Origin of the sequence: Streptomyces sp. NPDC032940 (genome assembly GCF_040636935.1) — a bacterium.
Taxonomy (GTDB): Bacteria; Actinomycetota; Actinomycetes; order Streptomycetales; family Streptomycetaceae; genus Streptomyces.
In genome coordinates this window covers 46,102-65,316 of record NZ_JBEZVJ010000031.1, presented here as the reverse complement: position 1 = coordinate 65,316, position 19,215 = coordinate 46,102, and the positions used below count along the sequence as shown (strand labels likewise).

Annotated in this window: 16 protein-coding genes; 5 read left to right on the top strand and 11 right to left on the bottom strand. The window is 72.5% G+C overall.

Features of this window, described 5'->3' with window-relative positions; genetic code table 11:
• The first annotated feature begins 79 nt into the window (after positions 1–79).
• Positions 80–595, top strand: a complete 516-nt coding sequence (locus tag AB0E77_RS28850) for an ATP-binding protein (protein ID WP_153177537.1) — start codon at positions 80–82, stop codon at positions 593–595.
• Positions 596–982: 387 nt separating this feature from the next.
• The gene (locus AB0E77_RS28845) at positions 983–1,840 is read left to right on the top strand and encodes a maleylpyruvate isomerase N-terminal domain-containing protein (protein WP_361576150.1); all 858 of its coding nucleotides are present in this window, start codon (positions 983–985) and stop codon (positions 1,838–1,840) included.
• A 153-nt stretch (positions 1,841–1,993) separates the two neighbouring features.
• On the opposite strand, the gene AB0E77_RS28840 is transcribed toward AB0E77_RS28845, so the two are convergent.
• The 3 genes from AB0E77_RS28840 to AB0E77_RS28830 all read right to left on the bottom strand — a co-directional run bounded on the left by AB0E77_RS28840 (position 1,994) and on the right by AB0E77_RS28830 (position 5,969).
• Entirely contained in the window at positions 1,994–3,130 is a 1,137-nt protein-coding gene (locus AB0E77_RS28840) for an enolase C-terminal domain-like protein (protein ID WP_361576147.1), read from the bottom strand.
• Positions 3,127–4,971 carry a thiamine pyrophosphate-requiring protein gene (locus AB0E77_RS28835; RefSeq protein ID WP_361576144.1) on the bottom strand — a complete coding sequence of 615 codons (1,845 nt, stop codon included), beginning with the start codon at positions 4,969–4,971 and terminating at the stop codon, positions 3,127–3,129. The genes AB0E77_RS28840 and AB0E77_RS28835 overlap by 4 nt, the downstream gene beginning before the upstream one ends.
• A gap of 176 nt (positions 4,972–5,147) precedes the next feature.
• On the bottom strand, positions 5,148–5,969 hold the full coding sequence (locus AB0E77_RS28830) for a TetR family transcriptional regulator (protein ID WP_361576142.1): 822 nt from the start codon (positions 5,967–5,969) through the stop codon (positions 5,148–5,150).
• A 192-nt stretch (positions 5,970–6,161) separates the two neighbouring features.
• On the opposite strand from AB0E77_RS28830, the gene AB0E77_RS28825 reads away from it, so the two are divergent.
• Entirely contained in the window at positions 6,162–7,205 is a 1,044-nt protein-coding gene (locus AB0E77_RS28825) for a hypothetical protein (protein ID WP_361576139.1), read from the top strand.
• 339 nt (positions 7,206–7,544) lie between these two features.
• Here the strand turns inward: AB0E77_RS28825 and AB0E77_RS28820 are convergent, their stop codons facing one another.
• A complete protein-coding gene (locus AB0E77_RS28820; protein ID WP_361576136.1) occupies positions 7,545–8,234 on the bottom strand; it encodes a hypothetical protein in 690 nt (229 codons plus the stop codon).
• Positions 8,235–8,358: 124 nt separating this feature from the next.
• Between AB0E77_RS28820 and AB0E77_RS28815 the strand changes: the two genes are divergently transcribed.
• Complete coding sequence (locus tag AB0E77_RS28815; protein ID WP_361576133.1) at positions 8,359–9,282, top strand: LysR family transcriptional regulator; 924 nt, start codon at positions 8,359–8,361, stop codon at positions 9,280–9,282.
• Positions 9,283–9,300: 18 nt separating this feature from the next.
• On the opposite strand, the gene AB0E77_RS28810 is transcribed toward AB0E77_RS28815, so the two are convergent.
• Positions 9,301–9,822, bottom strand: coding sequence for an N-acetyltransferase family protein (locus tag AB0E77_RS28810; RefSeq protein ID WP_361576130.1), 522 nt, complete (start codon positions 9,820–9,822; stop codon positions 9,301–9,303).
• On the opposite strand from AB0E77_RS28810, the gene AB0E77_RS28805 reads away from it, so the two are divergent.
• The gene (locus AB0E77_RS28805) at positions 9,821–10,471 is read left to right on the top strand and encodes a helix-turn-helix domain-containing protein (RefSeq protein ID WP_361576127.1); all 651 of its coding nucleotides are present in this window, start codon (positions 9,821–9,823) and stop codon (positions 10,469–10,471) included. The genes AB0E77_RS28810 and AB0E77_RS28805 overlap by 2 nt on opposite strands.
• Before the next feature lie 263 nt (positions 10,472–10,734).
• On the opposite strand, the gene modA is transcribed toward AB0E77_RS28805, so the two are convergent.
• The 6 genes from modA to AB0E77_RS28775 form a co-directional block, all read right to left on the bottom strand.
• A complete protein-coding gene (gene modA / locus AB0E77_RS28800; RefSeq protein ID WP_361576124.1) occupies positions 10,735–11,562 on the bottom strand; it encodes a molybdate ABC transporter substrate-binding protein in 828 nt (275 codons plus the stop codon).
• A gap of 59 nt (positions 11,563–11,621) precedes the next feature.
• Positions 11,622–13,271, bottom strand: a complete 1,650-nt coding sequence (locus tag AB0E77_RS28795) for a hypothetical protein (protein ID WP_361576122.1) — start codon at positions 13,269–13,271, stop codon at positions 11,622–11,624.
• A 178-nt stretch (positions 13,272–13,449) separates the two neighbouring features.
• On the bottom strand, positions 13,450–13,959 hold the full coding sequence (locus AB0E77_RS28790; RefSeq protein ID WP_361576120.1) for a nucleoside deaminase: 510 nt from the start codon (positions 13,957–13,959) through the stop codon (positions 13,450–13,452).
• A gap of 269 nt (positions 13,960–14,228) precedes the next feature.
• Entirely contained in the window at positions 14,229–15,038 is an 810-nt protein-coding gene (gene xdhC, locus AB0E77_RS28785) for a xanthine dehydrogenase accessory protein XdhC (protein WP_361576162.1), read from the bottom strand.
• A gap of 1 nt (position 15,039) precedes the next feature.
• A complete protein-coding gene (gene xdhB, locus AB0E77_RS28780) occupies positions 15,040–17,427 on the bottom strand; it encodes a xanthine dehydrogenase molybdopterin binding subunit (protein ID WP_361576117.1) in 2,388 nt (795 codons plus the stop codon).
• A complete protein-coding gene (locus tag AB0E77_RS28775) occupies positions 17,424–18,917 on the bottom strand; it encodes an FAD binding domain-containing protein (RefSeq protein ID WP_361576114.1) in 1,494 nt (497 codons plus the stop codon). Before AB0E77_RS28775 ends, xdhB begins: the two co-directional genes overlap by 4 nt.
• Positions 18,918–19,215 lie beyond the last annotated feature (298 nt).

The window sequence follows — 19,215 nt, the reverse complement described above, 5'->3', positions numbered from 1 at the left end:
TGGAAATCTCGGACCTGCGTGTTGGTCCGCAGAGGCGACTGCGGAAGCCTGAAGCGCACCGCCATCGAGGAGCGACATCATGCCTCACACCTGCATCAGCTTCACCGTCGAAGCGACCGGGGCCGCGGTTCACCGCGCCCGCCACCGCGTCTCCACCGCGCTGAGCTGGTGGGGAGGGCCGGTCGAGGAAGAGCTCCGCTTCAGCGCGGAACTCGTGACCTCCGAGCTCCTCACCAACGGGCTGCGGCACGCGGGCGGGCCCATGACCGTCGAGTTGACGCTGGTGCACGACATGGTCGTCGTCGCGGTCCTCGATGACAGCCGGGAGCTGCCGCGGCCTCGGCAGACGGAGGCGGACGACGAGTGCGGGCGGGGACTCGCCCTGATCGAGGACCTCAGTCTGATACGGGGAGCCGAGACCACTTCCCGCGGGAAGCGCTGCTGGGCGGTTCTGCCGCTGCGGACGCCACAGGAGCGGGCTATCGAGTCGGCTCCGGCTGAGGAGGCGGACCACGGCTTCGAGGCGCACCGGGAACGCTGGTCACTGGCTCCCCAGGGAAGCGGACTACTGGCGAGTCTGTTTCCGGCGATGTGAGCTCGTCCTCCTCGGGCGGCCCAGTAGCCGACCCAGGGCAGGCGGGTGTGCCTGAGGGCGTGATGACGCTCGTCTGACGCTCTGGCCGCTTTCAAGCTGCACAGCGAGCCGAGAAACAGCCTTTGACCTGGCCTTTTCTGCGGCTGCCTCAGGCCGACATCTTTCCGATGACATCGCACGTGGAGTGCGTGGCGATTCTCGAGCCGGTGGGCAAGGGTTTCTGACCTGCACTTTTGTTGTCCTGCAGGGCTGGGCGGGCGGGACCGTGCCGGCGCCCCGCTGGTGTCCGGTCTTCGGGCCCGGCCCGGGACTTGGGGCGGCGAGGGGTGTCGGGGCTGGGCTACCGGGGGGTAATCTTCGGCTCCGTCCGCGACCCGGGGGAGTGGCATGGGCACCGTCACGACGTTCGATCCCGTCGTCGAGCACGAGAGGACCCGCGCCGCGCTGGCCGCCGCGGCCTCACGGCTGGTCGCGCTGCTGCGCGCCGTGCCCGACCGGGACGCGGGGTCGGGCGTACCCGAGTGGACGGTCGGTGACGTCGGCGCTCACCTGGCGGCCGTGTACCTCGCGTACACCTCCCTCGTCTCGCCCGGCGACGCGATGGAGTGGGACGACGTCCTGCCGTCCGGCGAGGGCACGTTCGTGGAGCGGATCACGGCCATGAACGCCCGGTCCGTGACGCTGTTCGCCGGTGAGGACCGCGCGACGGTGCCCGATGTCGTCGCCGAGCGCGGCGAGACGTTCCTGCGCGTCACCGAGGGCCTCGCCCCGGACACGCCCGTCTCCGCGCCCTGGTACGGGGAGGTGCCGTTCACCCTGGCGTCGATGACCGGTCTGCTGCTCAGCGAGACCCTCGTCCACGGCCTGGACGTCGCGCGCGGTGCCCGCCTCCCGTGGCCGATCGGCGACGACGAGGCCCGCCTCGTCCTGGGGCAGTCGATGCCGACGATGATGGCGGCGGCCCTGGACCCGGTGAAGGCGCGGGGCGTGCGCATCGCGTTCGACCTCGCGGTCGAGGGCGGCCCGCGCCTCGCAGTCGTCGTCGACGACGGCACGGTGACGGTGACCCGCGACGCCCCGCCGCGCGCCTACGACTGCCGGATCGTCGCGGCGCCGGCCACCTTCCTCCTGGTCTCCTTCCGGCGCACGCCGATCTGGAAGGCGGTCGCGAGCGGCCGGATGCGGGCCGGCGGCCGCAAGCCGTGGCTGGCCATGCGGCTCGGACACCTCGTCGCCAGCCCTTGATCCGCACCGCCCGGCGCCGTGAACCGGTGAGGAACGGTCACGCGCAAGGACGTCCTGGAGAAGGTGTCCTCCGCCGAGCCACCGATGGACCGCCCGGAGGTCTCCTCATTCCGCCGGTGGCCGCGGACGCGTCGTCGGTCGTGCCGGGCCGGGTCATGCGGTGCGGTAGCGGTCGGCGGCGGCCCGGTCCAGGGTGAGGCCGTGGCCCGGTTCGCCGGAGGCCCCGGGGCGGACCGTGCCGCCCCGCGGGTCGAGCGTGCCGTGGAACAGCATGGTCTCGATGCGGACGTGGTCGTGGAACCACTCCAGGTGGCGCGTGTTGGGTACGGCCGCGGCGACGTGGGCGTGCAGGTGCGGAGCGCAGTGGCCCGACACGTGCAGTCCGAGTCCCTCGGCCACGGCCGCGGCGCGGAGCCAGACCGTGATGCCGCCGCAGCGGCTGACGTCGGCCTGGAGGCAGTCGACGGCCCCAGAGGCGGCCATCCGGGTGAGGTACGGCAGGCCGTAGCCGTACTCGCCGGCGGCGACATCGGGGGCGACCGCGTCGCGCACCTGGCGCAGCCCGGTCAGGTCGTCGGAGGAGACGGGCTCCTCCAGCCAGGTGACCCCGAGGCCGTCCAGTGAGGCCGCCACACGTACGGCCTGTTTGCGGGTGTAGCCGCCGTTCGCGTCGACGTACAGCTCGGCGGTGTCGCCGACGGTACGGCGAGCCAGCTCGGTGCGGTCCAGGTCGCGGGCCTCGCGGCGGCCCCAGTCCTCGGCGACCTTGATCTTCACGCGGCCGATGGCCTGGTCGGTCCAGCCGCGCAGTTGCCGTTCGAGCTGGGTGTCGTCGTAGGTGGTGAGGCCGCCGCTGCCGTACACGGCGACCTCGTCGCGGGCCGCGCCGAGCAGACGCACCAGGGGGAGGTCCAGCAGGCGGGCCTTGAGGTCCCACAGTGCGGTGTCGACGGCGGAGAGCGCGCCGGCGGCGATGCCGGGCCTGCCCGTGTTGCGCAGCGCGCGGCTCATCCGGTCGTTGGCGGCGGGGACGTCGAGGACGTCGTGTCCGACGACGAGGTCCGCCAACTCGTCCCGCACGACAGGGGCGGTGGCGGGCGATCCGTAGGTGTAGCCGAGGCCCGTCACGCCCGCTGCGGTGGCCTCGACCAGCACCAGGGTGGTCGCGTCCCAGGTCAAAGTGGCGTCGCCGCCGGGGAGATCGGTGGGGATCCGGTACACGGAGACGGCCAGACGTTCCACGGCGGCCCCGTCGTGGATCCTCCGGCTCTGCGGGGTCCTCTGGGTCACCTGTCCTCTTCGGTGCTGTCGTGCTTCCCCGCGCCGGGGCGGTCGTCGCGGTGGCGGCTGCCGGGCAGCATCTCCTGCACCTTGGCCTTGAGTCCCTGTTTCACCATCGAGCCGCGGTCGCTGTCGCCCTTGAGAATCGCGGTGGCCGCGGCCTCGATCTGGTCGAGTGAGGCGTGCGGCGGGATCGGCGGCACGGCCGGGTCGGTGCGGAAGTCGATGACGAACGGCCGATCGGCCGCGAGGGCCCGGTCCCAGGCCGCCTCCACGTGCTTGGGCTTCTCCACCCGTACGCCGTCCAGGCCGAGGCACCGGGCGATGTCGGCGTAGGGCAGGTCGGGGATGTGCTGGGACTCCTCGAACTGGGGGGCGCCGGACATGGCGCGCATCTCCCAGGTGACCTGGTTGAGGTCGCCGTTGTTCAGCACGGCCACGATCAGGCGCGGGTCGGACCATTCGCGGTAGTACTTCGCCGCGGTGACCAGCTCCATCATGCCGTTCATCTGCATGGCGCCGTCACCGACCAGGGCGATGGCGGGCCGGTCCGGGTGGGCGAACTTCGCCCCGATGGCGTACGGCACTCCGGGGCCCATGGTGGCCAGGGTGCCGGACAGGGAGCCGCGCATGCGGCCGCGCAGCCGCAGGTGGCGGGCGTACCAGTTGGCGGCCGAGCCGGAGTCGGCGGAGAGGATCGCGTCGTCGGGCAGCTTGCCGTCCAGGGCGTGGACGACGTACTCCGGGTTGACGGGGTCGGCGCTGACGGCGGCGCGGCGCTGCATCACCTCCCACCAGCGGGCGACGTTCTTCTCGACCTTCTCCCGCCAGGTGCGGTCCTCCTTGCGGTGCAGCCGGGGCAGCAGCCGCTGGAGGGTCTCGCGGGCGTCGCCGACGAGGTTGACCTCGTTGGGGTAGCGCAGGCCGATCATGTGCGGGTCGATGTCGATCTGTACCGCCCGCGCCTGGTCCAGCTCCGGCATGAACTGCGTGTACGGGAAACTGGAGCCGATCATCAGCAGGGTGTCGCACTCCTGCATGAGCTCGTAGGAGGGGCGGGTGCCCAGCAGCCCGATGGAGCCGGTGACATAGGGCAGATCGTCCGGGAGGGCGTCCTTGCCGAGCAGGGCCTTGGCCACACCGGCGCCGAGGACGTCCGCCAGCCGTTCGACCTCGGCCCGCGCCCCGCGGGCGCCCTGCCCGATCAGAACAGCGACCCTCTCGCCGGAGTTCAGCACGTCGGCGGCCCGCTGGACGTCCTCGTCGGCCGGGACCGGTGCGTACCGTCCCAGTCCGAGGCTGGAGGGCACCATCTTGAAGGCGTGCGTGGGCGGGCTGTAGTCCAGTTCCTGCACGTCGGCGGGGATGATGATCGCGGTGACGGTGCGCTTGGCGTACGCGGTGCGGAAGGCCCGGTCGATGAGGTTCGGCAGCTGTTCGGGGACCATGGCCGTCTCGCAGAACTCGGAGGCGACGTCCTTGTAGAGACTCGCCAGGTCCACTTCCTGCTGGTAGGAGCCGCCCATGGCGCTGCGGTTGGTCTGTCCGACCAGCGCCACGACGGGCACGTGGTCGAGCTTGGCGTCGTACAGACCGTTCAGCAGGTGGATGGCGCCGGGCCCGGAGGTGGCCGCGCACACGCCCACCTTGCCGGAGAACTTGGCGTAGCCGACGGCCTGGAAGGCGGCCATCTCCTCGTGGCGCGCCTGGACGAACTTCGGATCGTTGTCCGCGCGGCCCCAAGCGGCCAGCAGCCCGTTGATGCCGTCACCCGCGTAGGCGAAGACGTGGTCGACGTCCCACTCGCGCAGCCGGTCGAGAATGTAGTCGGACACCTTCGTGCTGGCCATGCGAGCTCCGTTCCCGATCCCGTCGTGTACGTCTGGCCCGGCGTCCGGACGGTGCGCAGGACACCGCGCGCGGGCCAGGCCTCTTCAGGGGTAACCGCGCGGGTACGGGCGAAACGCCGCCTTCGCGGCGCGAGACGTGTGCCGAAGTCACCTCGAGGGCGTGGGCGGGCCGGTCTTCAGGAGGCCGGTGTGCGGGTCACGGCGTGGAGGAAGCTCTCGGTGAAGAGGTCGATCGTGGCCTCGATGGCGGGCAGTTCGGCTTCGGGCAGGTGTTCCGTGACCGGGCGCAGCAGGAAGTGGAGGACGACCGGGCCCACCATCTGGTGCAGCAGGGGTACGAGGGGCAGGTCGCGGATACGGCCTTCGGACATCTCCTGCCTCAGCCACCGGCCGACGCCGTCCAGCAGCCGGGACAGGAGGCGTTCGGCCATGGCCTGCACCGCGAGGTCGTCGGGGCGGGACAGGGTCTCCGCCAGCATGGCCGGCAGGACCCGCGGCTCCCGTCCCAGGGCGTCGACGAGCGCCCGGTAGACCGCGCGTACGGTGTCCGGGAGGTCCGCGCGCGGGACGGTGAGGACGGCCTCGACGTCGAGGATCGGCCCGTAGCGTTCGTAGGCCGCGAAGAGCAGTTCGTCCCGGCCGCCGAAGACGGCGTACAGGCTGTGCACGGAGCATTCGGCGGCGGCCGCGACCCGCTCCAGCGTGGTCGCCGCCAGGCCGTGCCGCCCGATGAGGAGCCCGGCCGCCTCCTCGGCCCGCTCCCGGACCGGCTTCTGGCCGCCCGGGTCGACGCCGGCCTCACGGACGGCTTCGTCCAGTGCGCGGCGGCTGCCTCCCAGGCGCCGCATCAGCGTGCTGCGGGAGATGCCGGCCTCCTCGGCGACGGCGATGACCGGCACCTCCGCGACCGGCACCCCCTGCGCGCGCGAGGCCCGCAGTGCCGCCTGGACCAGCTCTTCCGGTACTGCCCGAGGGGCGTGGGACTCGTAGATTGACACGCGAATAAGGGTAGCCTGTATGTACGTCTCATGTCTCACGGGGTCATCTTCCGCGTTCCATGTCGCACGTTCCGTGTCGCACGTTCCGGGAGGCGGCGGCCGCCGGTCCGGGTCGGTCGCCGACGGAGCCGTCACGCCCCGGCCGCCCCGGCAGGGTGCGGTCACCCGTCAGAAGGGGAGCAGTCAGCCGCCATGTCCCAACACGCAGCTCAAGCGACCACGCAGCGGCCCGACGGACGGGGTGCCGTCCGCAAGCTGACGGCCGTCCTCGTCGGGCTGACCGCCCTGGTCACCCTCATGCTCGGCGCCTTCGCCCTGCCGAGCATCCACAGCGGCCCGCGCGACATGCCCGTCGGAGTCACGGGCGCCCGGGACGCCACCCGGGCACTCCAGCAGAAGCTGGACACCGACATGTGGGACGTCACGGTCTACGACGACGCCGGCGCCCTCACCTCGGCGGTCAAGGACCGTGACGTCGTCGGAGGTCTCGGCGTCTCCGCCTCCGGAGTCGACGTCTACACCGCCACCGCGGCCTCGCCGATGGGCGGCACCCTGCTGACCTCCCTGGGCAACACCCTCGCGGCCCAGCAGCGGACCCGGGCCACCGTCCACGATCTGCTGCCCTATCCCGGGGACGACCCGCGCGGCGCCGGTCTCAGTGCCGCGGCCCTGCCGCTGATCTTCGGCGGCATGTTCCCCGCCGTCGTGCTCACCCGCATCTTCCCCGGCCACCGAGGCCTGCGCACCCGGCTCGCGGGCGCCGTGCTGTTCTCGCTGCTCGCCGGCGCGGCCGTCACCGCGTTCCTCCAGTACGGCACGGGCTCCCTCACCGGGAACTACGCCGTCACCGCCCTCGGCGTCAGTCTCGGCATGGCCGCCCTGTCGATGACGTTCATCGGTCTCGAGGCCCTCTTCGGGTTCGCCGGCCTCGGCATCGGCGCCGCCGTGATGATGTTCCTCGGCAATCCCCTCTCCGGCCTCGCCACCGGCCCGCACTGGCTCCCCGAGGGCTGGTCCACCCTCGGCCAGCTCCTTCCGCCCGGCGCCTCCGGCAGCCTCCTGCGGGCCAACGCCTACTTCGACGGCACCGGCGCCGCGACCCCCGCGCTGACTCTCGCCGTCTGGGTGGTCCTCGGGCTGCTGCTCATCCTCGCCGCAGACCGGCGGGGAGTGAAGGCGGGCGGCGGAGAACCCGCTGCGGGTGCGGCGGCCCCCGCCTCCGTGGCGGGCGGCTGAACCGTCGGGCGTCCGAAGAGAACGCGCGAGCTTGTAGCGTGCGTCGCGCATCGATCCCGGGGCCTGTGCGAAGCACTCCGGTGCCCGGTGAGGGGACCCGCGCAGAGGCTTTCGACGTCCGGCGGACGTGACCCGTCCGCTCACCCGGCGGGCTCGGGCAGGGGACGTCCCGCGCCCCTCCGGCCGCCTGCTGAGGGGCGCGGCGACGGGCCCGGGGCCATGGGCCTGGATCGCCGAGGCCCTCCGGAAGGCCGGCGACCCGCTCGCCTCCCGGCACCGGGGACAGGGCCGCCTGTCCATCGTCCCGGTCGAGATCGCCGGACCGGCGAGGTGCAGCCCCTAGGCGTCCGGATTCCTCCCCGCCGCCACCTTCAGCACGCGGTCGACCCGGCCCTTCGCGATCGGCTGCATGTCGTTCGTGCTCTCGAGGTCCATGCCCCACACGGTGATCACGACGGCTCCGGTCCGCATCACCACCGTCGCGCTGTACTCGTCCGGCCCGAGCTCTTCCGAGAAGGCGTCCGTGTACTCCGCGGCCGTGGTGATGTCCAACGGATCGGACTCACCGGCTTCCTCGCGTTCGGCGGCCGCGATGGCCTCGGCGGTCACCACGGCGTTCTCGACGGTGTCGAACGAGTAGAGCTTGAGGTACATCGACTGACCGTCGATGCCCGCCTGGAGTTCTTCCAGGGTCTGGTTCTCCAGCGTGCGCATCGCCATGGCCGTCAGCCCCGCACACCCGGTCCCGGCGTCGGATCCGCAGTGCTCCACGGCCTCCGTGCCCTCGTAGAGGTCGGTGCCGCGACCGCCCCAGCCGTCAGGGATGCCGTCCTCGCCGGCGAGGGCCGTCTGCATCTGCGTCGTGGTCAGCGTGGCCGGGGCCTTCCTCTCCTGTCCGGCCCCGGTGCCGCCGCCCTGCCGGCCGCTGCCCCCGTCCCCCGCGCCGGCCGTGTTGACCGCACCCCCGCATGCGGTCAATACGGCCACGAACACCGTCGACAGGGCTGCCGTGCGGACCATTGATCTCACTTCGTCCCCCTCGGACCGTGCTCCTGCGCGGAGTCGCCCCCTCGATCAGGTGCGTGCATCAGGATGCAGTGCGGGACGGTGAGGAACAATGGCCGGTTCCGCATGGTCAGATAAGCGAGGAGTTATGGGATGGGCATCGGGGCGGGGGGCGCGGGTGGAGCTGCGTGACATCGAGATCTTTCTGACCCTGGCCGAGGAGCTGCACTTCGGCCGTACCGCGGACCGTCTGCACGTGTCGCAGGCGCGCGTCAGTCAGTCGATCGCCAAGCAGGAGCGGCAGATCGGCGCCCGCCTCTTCACACGGAACAGCCGCAGGGTCGAACTGACCGCCATCGGGGAGCAGTTGCGCCATGACCTCGGCGCCGGGTACCGGCGCATCCTCGACGGCACCCGTGCGGCGGCGGCCGCGGCCGGCCGTGCCACGAGAACGCTGACCCTCGGCCTGCACGGTCCCCAGCCCCTTGACCAGGCACACATCCTCGACCTGTTCCGCAGCCGGCACCCGGAGATCGACCTGCGGATCAAGGAGATGACCTTCGCGGACCCCTTCGGCCCGCTGCGCGACGGCTCGGTCGAGGTGGCGACGGCCTGGCTGCCCGTCCGGGAACCGGATCTCACCGTCGGCCCGGTCGTGGTCGCGGAACCGGCGGTCATCATGGTCGCCGCGGAACACCCGCTGGCCCGGCGCGACGCGGTCAGCATGGAGGACCTGGCCGACTGGACACTGCCGCACTGCGCGACGCCCATCCCGGAGTACTGGCAGCAGACCCTGGTGCCCACGCACACACCGGGCGGACGGCCCATCCGGCGCGGCCCGAAGGTCTCCACCTTCCAGGAGGTCGCCGCGGTGGTCGCGGCGGGTACGGCGATCTGCGTCGTCCACGGCGTGGCCGCCCGCTACTACCCGTGGCCGGGCCTGCGTTACCTGCGCCCGGTCGACGCCCCGACCGTGGGCTGGGCCCTCATCTGGCCGACGGCCGGAGAGACGGCTCCCGTCCGCGAACTCGCGCGCGCGGTACGGGACGCGGAACCACCCACCGCCGTCTGACCCCGCGTCGGCCGCGGATCAGGTCAGCGGCAGTCGCATGAGCGTCAGGTCGAGCCAGCGGCCGAACTTCGTGCCCACCTCAGGCACCGTGCCGACGTGCCGGAACCCGTGCCGCTCGTGCAGCCGGACCGACGCCGTGTTCTCCGCCTCGATGCCGGCGACGACGACATGGTGGCCGGCGTCGCGCGCCGCCGCGACGAGCCCGGTGAGCAGGGCGGAGCCGATGCCGAGCCCGTGCCTGCCCTCACGGACGTAGACCGAGTCCTCCACCGTGTGGCGGTATCCGTCCAGCTGGCGCCAGGGGCCGTAGACCGCGAACCCGGCGACCTCGCCGTCCACCTCGGCCACGAACGCCGAGCCGCGCTCCAGATGAGCGGCCAGCCAGACCGCCCCCTCGGCGGGGGACTGAGGGGTCTCGGTCCACAGGGCCGTCGAGTGCTCGATCGCGTCGTTGCGGATCGCGCGGACCGCCTCGCCGTCACCGGGGCGCGCGGGACGCACCGTCACGGCGGTCCGGCGTATCTCATATAGTGGATTCATGGCTAATATAGTAGACCCGCTGGTGGGGCAGATCGCGGCCCGCGTCCGCACCGAGCGGGAACGCCGCCGGTGGACCCTGGCACAGCTCGCGGACGCCTCCGGTGTCTCCCAGGCCATGATCAGCCGGATCGAGCGCGGCGAGAGCAGCCCCACCGCCGTCGTCCTGGGCAAGCTGTCGGCCGCCTTCCAGCTCAGCGTCGCCTCCCTGCTCGCCCTCGCCGAAGGGTCCCTCGCCGACGGGACCCGGGCCGACGGGGTGCAGACCGAAGGGACGCGGGAGGAAGGGGCGGGGGGCCACGGGGGCGCCGCCGGGGGAGTGCGTCGCCGGGACGACGCGGCCGAGTGGCGCGACCCCGCCACCGGCTACGAGCGCCGCCAGATCACCAGCCCGCGCTTCCCCGCGGAGATCGCAGAGATCCGCCTGCCCGCCGGTGCCCGCGTGCCGTACCCGGCCGCGGCCTTCGCGTTCGTCCGGCAGGTCGTCTGGGTCCTCGACGGCCGTCTGACCTTCCACGACGGCGACACGGTCCACGAACTCGGCGCGGGGGACACCATCGAACTCGGCGCGCCCGTCGAGCGGGTCTTCGCCAACACCACGGACGCCGTGTGCCGTTACGCCGTCGTCCTCACCCGCGGCGCACGGCCGTGACCCGTCCGCCCGTGCGCCTCGTCGGCCGGGCCGGCCGACGAGGTGACGACTGCGCAAGGTGACGGCTCTCTCCGGGGCGGCGTGGTGGCGCGCCTCGGTAGCCGTCGTCGCGGACGTGGCGTTTGTCGGCGGCGGGCCGACGGACGTACCCACCCCGTGCACAGGCGACGGCGGCGCCGTGTGAGACCGAGCGGAGTCCCACACGGCGGTGCCGCGGACCGCCCGGACGGCGGCGGCCGCGGCACCGGTCTCGTGCGGCCGGGTCACGGCGCGGTGAACCCGGCCCCGGTCAGGACCCGCTGGCCCTCGGCGGACCGCACCAGCTCGATGAACGCCCTGCCGGCCGCGGCGTTGGGGGCGTCCTCGAGCAGGGTGATCGGGTAGTCGTTGACGGCCTTCGCCGACTCGGGGAACTCGACGCCCTCCACCTTGTCACCGGCCGCCTTCACGTCGGTCCTGTAGACGACCGCGGCGTCGGCCTCCTTGAGGACCACCTTGTTCAGCGCCGACTTGACGTCCTCCTCGTAGGAGACCGGGGTGAGCTTCAGGCCGGCGGCGGTCAGCGCCTTCTGGGCCGCCGCGCCGCACGGCACCGCCTCGTCGCACAGCACGACCTTCACATCCGAGTCCGTGAGGTCCTTCAGAGAGGCGATCTCGTCCGGGTTGCCGGGCAGGGTCGCGATCTCCAGCCGGTTGCGGACGAAGGTGGCCGGCGTCCCTGCGGCGTCCCCGGCGTCGGTGACGATCTTCATCGTCCTGGGGCTGGCGGACGCGAACACGTCGGCCGGCGCGCCGCTGGTGATGCCCGCGGCTAGCGAGTCGCTGCCGCCGAAGTTGAAGACGACCTTGGTGCCGGGATGCCGCTTCTCGAACTCCTTCCCCAGCTCGGTGAAGCCCTCCGTCAGCGAGGCCGCGGCGAAGACGTTCACCGTGCCGGACACCTTGTCGGCACCCCCGGGCGACGAGGAGGCGCCGGAGCCGGCGGCGGAGTCGTCGTCGGAGGAGGAGCAGGCGCTCAGGGCCAGCAGTGCGGCGGCGCCCGCTCCGGTCACCTGGAGCATCCGGCGGGTCCGACGCGCGGAACGGGTCATCACGGTTTCACTCCCTCGGGGTCCTCGACGGGCGCATCTGCGGTCCGCCGACCACCCGATCATGCCGCACATGCGAGGATCAAGTCTCCTGTTGCTTCGCATGAGCATGCACTTTCGGTCCTGGAGCATGGCATGTGCGTTTGTACGGCAGGGATGTCGGGTGCGGTCCACGTCCTGCTCGCCGCGGGGCCCGCCACATCAGCGGCATCGACGCGATCCGCGTGGACGGTGGCCACACCGCCGCCCGGGACTGACGGCGCACGAAGAGGAGGGACCTGGACGAGAAGAGGAGGGACCTGGACGAACAGCCGCCGCGCCTGCCTCGCGCGGCTGAGTCCCGCCGGGTAGGGCAGGGCGCGGGCCAGGTCCGTGGCCAGGGCGAGGGTCCGGGCGGCGGACTCCGCCTCGCCCAGGCGGGACAGCGCGGCGGCGTGCACGAGGCGGGCCTCCACCTCCGCGAGGCGCTCGCCCGTGCCCGCCGCGCGGTCCGCCTCCCGGCCGGCGACGGCGCAGGCGGGCCCGGGCCGGTCCGACAGGAGCTCGGCCCACGCCGTCAGGTCAGGCGCGCCGACGGCGGCGCCGTCGAGGACACGCAGGGCCTCTGCGGGGCGCCCGGTGCGCAGGGCCAGTTCGGCCCGGGCCCGGACCGTCTCGTGGCGGGCCTGCTGGTCGCCGGACCGGTCGGCGTGGGCCTCGGCCCGGTCGAGGAGCTCCTCGACCGCGGACGCCTCGGCTCCGGTCCGCAGCCGTACCCGGGCCAGCGCCGTCAGCGCGAACGGCAGGCACCAGGCGCCGTCCAGGTCGGCACCCGACACCGCGGCCTCGGCGAGTTCCCGGGCGGCCTCGAACTCCTCCAGCAGAAGACGCAGTTCGGCGAGGTTCGAGCGTTCGAATGCGGCGGCCGTGGTGTCCCCCGACCGTTCCGCCTGATCGAGGGCGCGCTGCCCGAAGCCCACCGCGTCGTGCAGCCGGCCGTGGCGCCGCGCGTTCTCGCGCAGCGTGGACAGGACCGAACCGAGCAGAGTCGGGTCGCCGTACGCCTGGGCCGGGGCGAGCGCCAGGTCGCCGGCCTCGCGGGCCTCGCCGAACCGGCCGGCCAGGCCCAGGTTGACGGCCTGCGTGGCGTAGGAGCGGGCGAGCAGCAGCTGCCCCGCCGTCCCCCGCACCCGGCGGGCCGGCCCGAGGGCCCGGCGCGCGGCCTCGTACCCGTCCTCGTAGCGGCCCTGGATCCGGCGGGCCACGGCCCACGCGAGGCCGTGCAGGGCGACGGGCTCCGCGGCGGTGGTCTCGCCGGGGGAGTGGGCCCCGAGCACCTCCACGAGCTGCAGGTCACCGGTGACCTGGACCACGTTGGCGATCCAGTAGTCCCGGTGGCCCACCGTCCTGCGGTCGAGGAAGGAGTGCAGCGAACGCTGTCCCTCCTCGGCGGTGGCGCGCAGTTCCTGGTAGGCGGTCCTCGCGGCCTCGGCGTGCGAGGTCTTCTTCCCGGCCCGGCTCAGGTCCGCCTGGTCCTGGAGGACGACGAAGAAGGTCGCGTCCGCGCCGCCGCGGACGGCGCTTCGGAGAGCCGAGTCCACCTTGGCGGAACTCGTCGGGGAGTCGGCGGCCGTGGCCGCGGGCAGGGGGCCGGTCAGCAGGGCGGTCGCGGTGGTCAGCGAGGCCGCCGCCCACATGGCGCGTCTGCGCCGGGACGGTCGGGGCAGGTGCATCGGGTGCTCCTCCGGGGGCGGTACGGGGGAGCACGGACGCCAGGCAGCGGCCGTTACTGCGGTATTACAGGCCGGCCGGGGCAGGGAGGACCGTCGGCGCGGGCAGCGGTGATGTGCGGGCTCACCGCTGTTCCGGGCACGGCGAGGGGCTGCCGCCGGCGTGTGGGGCGGGCCGGGATCAGTAGTCGACGCGGTCCGACTTGGCCAGCCACGCGTCGAACGGAGCCGTGCGGTTCGGCAGGTCGAGGTGCTCGATCCCCATCGGCCAGTTCGCCTGCGGCTTCTTGTCGAACAGGTCGTAGAACTTGCGGTCGTCGAAGCCGGCCACAGCGGCGTCGTGCCGGTCGGCGGAGTACACGATCCCGTCGACGCGCGCCCACAGCGCGGAGGACAGGCACATCGGGCACGGCTCGCACGAGGTGATCAGCACGCAGCCCTCGAGGGAGAAGGTGTCCAGCTCCTTGCAGGCGGCCCGCAGCGCGCTCACCTCGGCGTGCGCCGTCGGGTCCAGGGTCGCGGTGACCTGGTTGTTCCCGAGTGCCACGACCTTGCCGTCCTTGGCGACCAGTGCGCCGAACGGGCCGCCGCCGTTGCGCACGCTGGTGGTGGCGAGGTCGATGGCCTCTTCCATCCAGGCGCGCTTGAGGTCCTGGATGCTCGCTTCTTGGGTGTGCACGGTCACGGTCACTCCTTCTCGGACAGGGTGGGGACTTCCCCGGACGCTCCGCCCCGTGCGGGGCGGAGCCGCATCTCTCGGCCTGCACCGTCGATCGGCAGGAGGAGAGCGGCTCGTGAGAGGAGTACACAGCCGGTCGAGGGGTGTCAGCTAGGGGTGGAAAACATGAAAACCCCGCAGGCGGCGACCGGCTCTTCGGAGATTTCTACAAGGACGGTCCGTCGTCGTCCCTGTCGCTTGACTCGAGACCCGGGCCGGTCGGCACCCGCCACCGGCACCGCTCAGCGTCCGTCCTGTTCGAAGGCGCGCAGCAGGTCCGCGGCGACGCTCACCGCGATCGTGGCGGGCTCCTTGCCCGTGATCTCGGCCAGTCCGATCGGGGTCTTGATCCGGTCGATGGTGGCGGCGTCGTGGCCGCCCTCGGTGGCCAGGCGGTGCCGGAACCGGGTCCATTTGGCAGCCGATCCGATCAGGCCGATCGAGCCGAGCCCGGGGGTGCGCAGGGCGGCGTCGGCCAGCGCGGCGTCCTCCGCGTGGTCGTGCGTCATGATCAGCACGTGGGTGCCCGGCGCCAGCTCCTCGAGCACCTCCTCCGGAAGCAGCGGCGTGTGGTGCACATGGACCTGCGCCACCGCGTCCGCCAGTACCGCGAGCCGCTCGTCGGTGAGCATGTCCGGGCGGCTGTCGACCAGGTGCAGGTCGAGGTGGTGGCGGGCCAGGATGCGGGCCAGCTCCAGCCCGACGTGACCGACGCCGAACACCGCCACGGCCGGCACCACCGGCAGCGGTTCGAGCAGGACGGTGACGGCGCCGCCGCAGCACTGGACGCCGTGCCGGTTGGTGACCTTGTCGTTGAGCTTGAACTCCATCAGCTCCGGCTCGGCGTCATGTCTGCCGATCAGCTCGCGGGCCCGGTCGATCGCGACCGCCTCGATGTTGCCGCCGCCGATGGAACCCCACGTCCCGGACGGTCCCACGACGAGCTTGGCGCCGGCCTTGCGGGGGGCGTGACCGCGCACGGCCGCGACGGTCACGAGCACGCCGGCTTCCCGGCGTGCCCGCAACCGCGCGACCGCGGCCACCCAGGTCATGTCAGGCATGGCTCAGCGCGTCGGCGTCGGCGGTGATCCCGCGGGCCTCGCCGTCGCCCCCCTTGCGGGCGGCGTCGATCGCCCAGTACACGGCCTCCGGGGTCGCCGGGGAGGCCAGCTCCAGGCTGATGCCGGCCGGCCCGAACGCGGCGGCGGCCTGCCGCAGCGCCTCGCGCACCGAGAACGCCAGCATCAGCGGTGGCTCACCGACCGCCTTGGAGCCGTAGACCGCGCCCTCCTCGGTGGCGTTCTCCAGCAGCGTCACGTGGAACTCCTCGGGCATCTCCGAGAAGCTCGGCAGCTTGTACGTGCTCGCCGCCTGGGTCAGCAGCCGGCCGCGGTGCGGGCCGTCGCCGGTGTCCCAGCGCAGGTCCTCCAGCGTCAGCCAGCCCGCACCCTGCACGAACCCGCCCTCGACCTGACCGATGTCGATCATCGGGGAGAGGCTGTCGCCGACGTCGTGCACGATGTCCACCCGCCGGATGCGGTACGCGCCGGTGAAACCGTCCACCTCCACCTCGGTCGCCGCGGCGCCGTGGGCGAAGTACTTGAACGGGGAACCCCGGAACGTCTTCGCGTCCCAGTGCAGCCCCTCGGTCCGGTAGAAACCGGCCGCCGACAGCTGCACCCGCTGGAAGTACGCCGTGTGCACCAGGTCGTCCCAGGCCAGCTCCCTGTCGCTGCCCAGGGCGCGCGCGACGCCGTCGACGATGCGGACGTCCGAGGCGTTCGCGCCGAGCTGGGAGGCGGCCACCTGGAGAAGCCGCTCGCGCAGCTGCTCGCACGCGTTCTTCACCGCGCCGCCGTTCAGGTCGGCTCCCGAACTCGCCGCGGTCGCGGAGGTGTTGGGCACCTTGTCGGTGCGCGTCGGGGCGAGGCGCACCTTGTGCAGCGGGATGCCCAGCGTGGTCGCGGCCACCTGGAGCATCTTGGTGTGCAGGCCCTGGCCCATCTCGGTGCCGCCGTGGTTGATCAGGACCGAGCCGTCCTTGTAGATCAGCACCAGCGCGCCGCCCTGGTTGAAGGCGGTGAGGTTGAACGAGATGCCGAACTTGATGCCGGTGACCGCGAGGGCCCGCTTGGTGTGCGGGTGCGCGGCGTTGAACGCGGCGATCTCGCGCCTGCGGTCGGCGATGCCGGCGTTCTCCTGGACCTGCTGCCAGACGGTGGAGATCCGCTCGGGCTGTGTGACCGGCTGCCCGTACGGCGTGGTCTGGCCCTGGCCCGGCCGGTAGAAGTTGCGCTCCCGCAGCTCCATGGGGTCGAGGCCCAGCAGCGGCGCGCAACGGCCCAGGACGTCCTCGATCACCAGCATGCCCTGCGGCCCGCCGAAGCCGCGGAAGGCGGTGTTGGAGACCGTGTTGGTGCGGGCGATGAGCCCGGCGACGCGCGCGTTGGGGATCCAGTAGGTGTTGTCGATGTGGCACAGCGCGCGGGCCAGCACCGGCTCGGACAGGTCCAGGCTCCAGCCGCCGTCGGCGACCAGGGTGGCGTCCAGCGCCTGGATACGGCCGTCCGCGTCGAAGCCGATCTTCCACCTGGCGTGGAAGCCGTGCCGCTTGCCGGACATGGTCAGGTCCTGCGTCCGGTTGAGCCGGAAGCGGACCGGCCGGCCGGTGAGCTTGGCGCCGAGCGCGGCGACGGCCGCGAACCCGTGCGGCTGCATCTCCTTGCCGCCGAAGCCGCCGCCCATCCGCAGGCACTGCACGGTGACCTCGTGCGAGGGCACGCCGAGCACGTGCGCGACGATCTCCTGCGTCTCCGACGGGTGCTGGGTGCTGCTCTGGATGAACACCTGGCCGTTCTCGTCGACCTGGGCCAGCGCCGCGTGCGTCTCCAGGTAGAAGTGCTCCTGGCCGGAGAACTGGAACTCGCCGGTGAACACGTGCGCCGAGTCGGCGAAACCGGCGTCGATGTCGCCGGCCTCCATCACGGGCCGGGCGCCGTGGTAGCTGTCCGCCGCGATGGCGTCCTGGAGCGTGATCAGGGAGGGCAGTTCCTCGAGCTCCACCTCGACGGCCGCCGCGCCGAGCCGGGCCGCCTCCAGGGTCTCGCCGAGCACCCAGGCGACGGCGTGGCCGTGGAACATGACCTCGTCGGGGAAGAGCGGCTCGTCGTGCTTCATGCCGGCGTCGTTGACACCGGGCACGTCCGCCTTGGTCAGCACGCGCACCACACCGGGCACGGCGAGCGCGGGCGCGGCGTCCAGGGACAGGATCCGGCCGTGGGCCTTCATGACCTGCACCGGGTAGGCGTGCAGCACGTCCTTGGTGCGCTGGACCAGGTCGTCGGTGTAGAGCGCGGTGCCGGTGACGTGCAGGGTCGCGCTCTCGTGCGGCATCGAGACACCGACGACGGGCTTCTCGGGACGCTCGGACAGATGGCTCATGACGACACCGCCTCACGGGTCTGTGCGTACAGCTTCAGCAGGCTCTGGCCGAGCATCGCGGCGCGGTACTCGGAGCTGGCGCGGTGGTCGCTCATCGGCGTGCCCTGGGCCCGGAGCACCTGCGCCGCCGCCTCCACGGTCTCCGTCGACCACGGCTTGCCCTCCAGGGCCGCCTCGGTGGCCAGGGCGCGGATCGGGGTGGCGGCCACGCCGCCCAATCCGATGCGCGCCTTGCGGACGACGCCGTCCTCGATGTCGAGGGCGAACGCGACCGCCACGCTGGAGATGTCGTCGAAGCGCCGCTTGGCGATCTTGTGGAAGGCCGTGACGGGCGACAGCGGAAGCGGGACGCGCACCGCGCGGATCAGCTCGCCGGGGCGGCGCACGCTCTGCCGGTACCCGGTGAAGTAGTCGGCCAGCGGGACCACGCGCTCGCCGTCGGCGTCGGCCAGCACCAGCGACGCCTCCAGCGCGAGCAGCACCGGCGGGCTGTCACCGATCGGGGAGCCGGTACCCAGGTTGCCGCCGAGGGTCGCGCTGTTGCGGATCAGCCGGGACGCGAACTGCGGGAACAGTTCGGCCAGCAGCGGTACCTCGCCGTCCAGGCGCCGCTCGATCTCGGTGAGCGTCTGTGCCGCGCCGATCTCGATGTGGCCGGACTCGACGCGCAGCTCGCGCAGTTCGGGCAGCCGGTCGACGGCGACGACGTAATCGGCCCGGCGGGAGCGGATGTTGACCTCCACGCCCCAGTCGGTGCTGCCGGCGACCACCACCGCGTCAGGCCGCTCGCGCAGCAGCCGGACGGCCTCGTCGAGGGAGCCCGGCCGGACGAAGGTGCCCTCGTCCCGGGTGTACTCGGTGGCGACCGGCGCCGGCGGGGCCTGCTCGCGGCGCCGCGCCAGCGGGTCGTCCTCGGTGGGCGCGCCGACGGCGAACGCGGCGTCGCGGATCGGGCGGTAGCCGGTGCAGCGGCACAGGTTTCCGCTCAACGAGTGCAGGTCGAACCCGTTCGGGCCGTGCTCGGCGTCGGCGCCGTGGGCGGCGTCGCCGTCCGTGCCCGGCTCCGTCTTCACCTCCGCATGCGCGCAGCGGTCGGGCCGGTAGTACTCGGCGGCCATGCTGCACACGAAACCGGGCGTGCAGTAACCGCACTGCGAGCCGCCGCGGACCGCCATCTCCTCCTGCACCGGGTGCAGTGCGGGCGGCGTACCGGGTGCGCCGGCGGTGGCCAGGCCCTCGGAGGTGACGATCTCCTGACCGTCGAGGGAGGCGACCGGGACCAGGCAGGCGTTGACCGCCACCCAGTCGGTGGGCTTGTTCACCCCGGGGCGGGCCACCAGGACCGAACACGCGCCGCATTCGCCCTCGGCGCAGCCTTCCTTGGTCCCGGTGAGACCGCGGTCGCGCAGGAAATCCAGGACCGTCGTCTGGGGTGCGGCCGGGGAAATCGGTGTGCTCTTCCCGTTGACCGTGATCCGTGCCTCTACCATGGCACATCCTCATTTCGGAGCGCGGTCGTACAGATGGTGCTCGTCGCCATTTCAGGGACTTTCTTTTTCGGTGACGCAGTTGAGGCGTGTGAATTCCGGCGGAAAATGCAGCATGCGAGGGCGTGCCGCCGACGGGCGAGAAGATCAGAGGACACCGGGGCCGTTGAGCAGGCGCGCCGGTGAGAAGAGGCTGTTCAGCAGCCGTGTGCGACGCGACCCGGGACCCAGACGGTCCGCTGCGCGAGGCGATGCAGGTCGGAGATGATCGACATCCGACTTCGCCTCCTTCCAGCAGCTC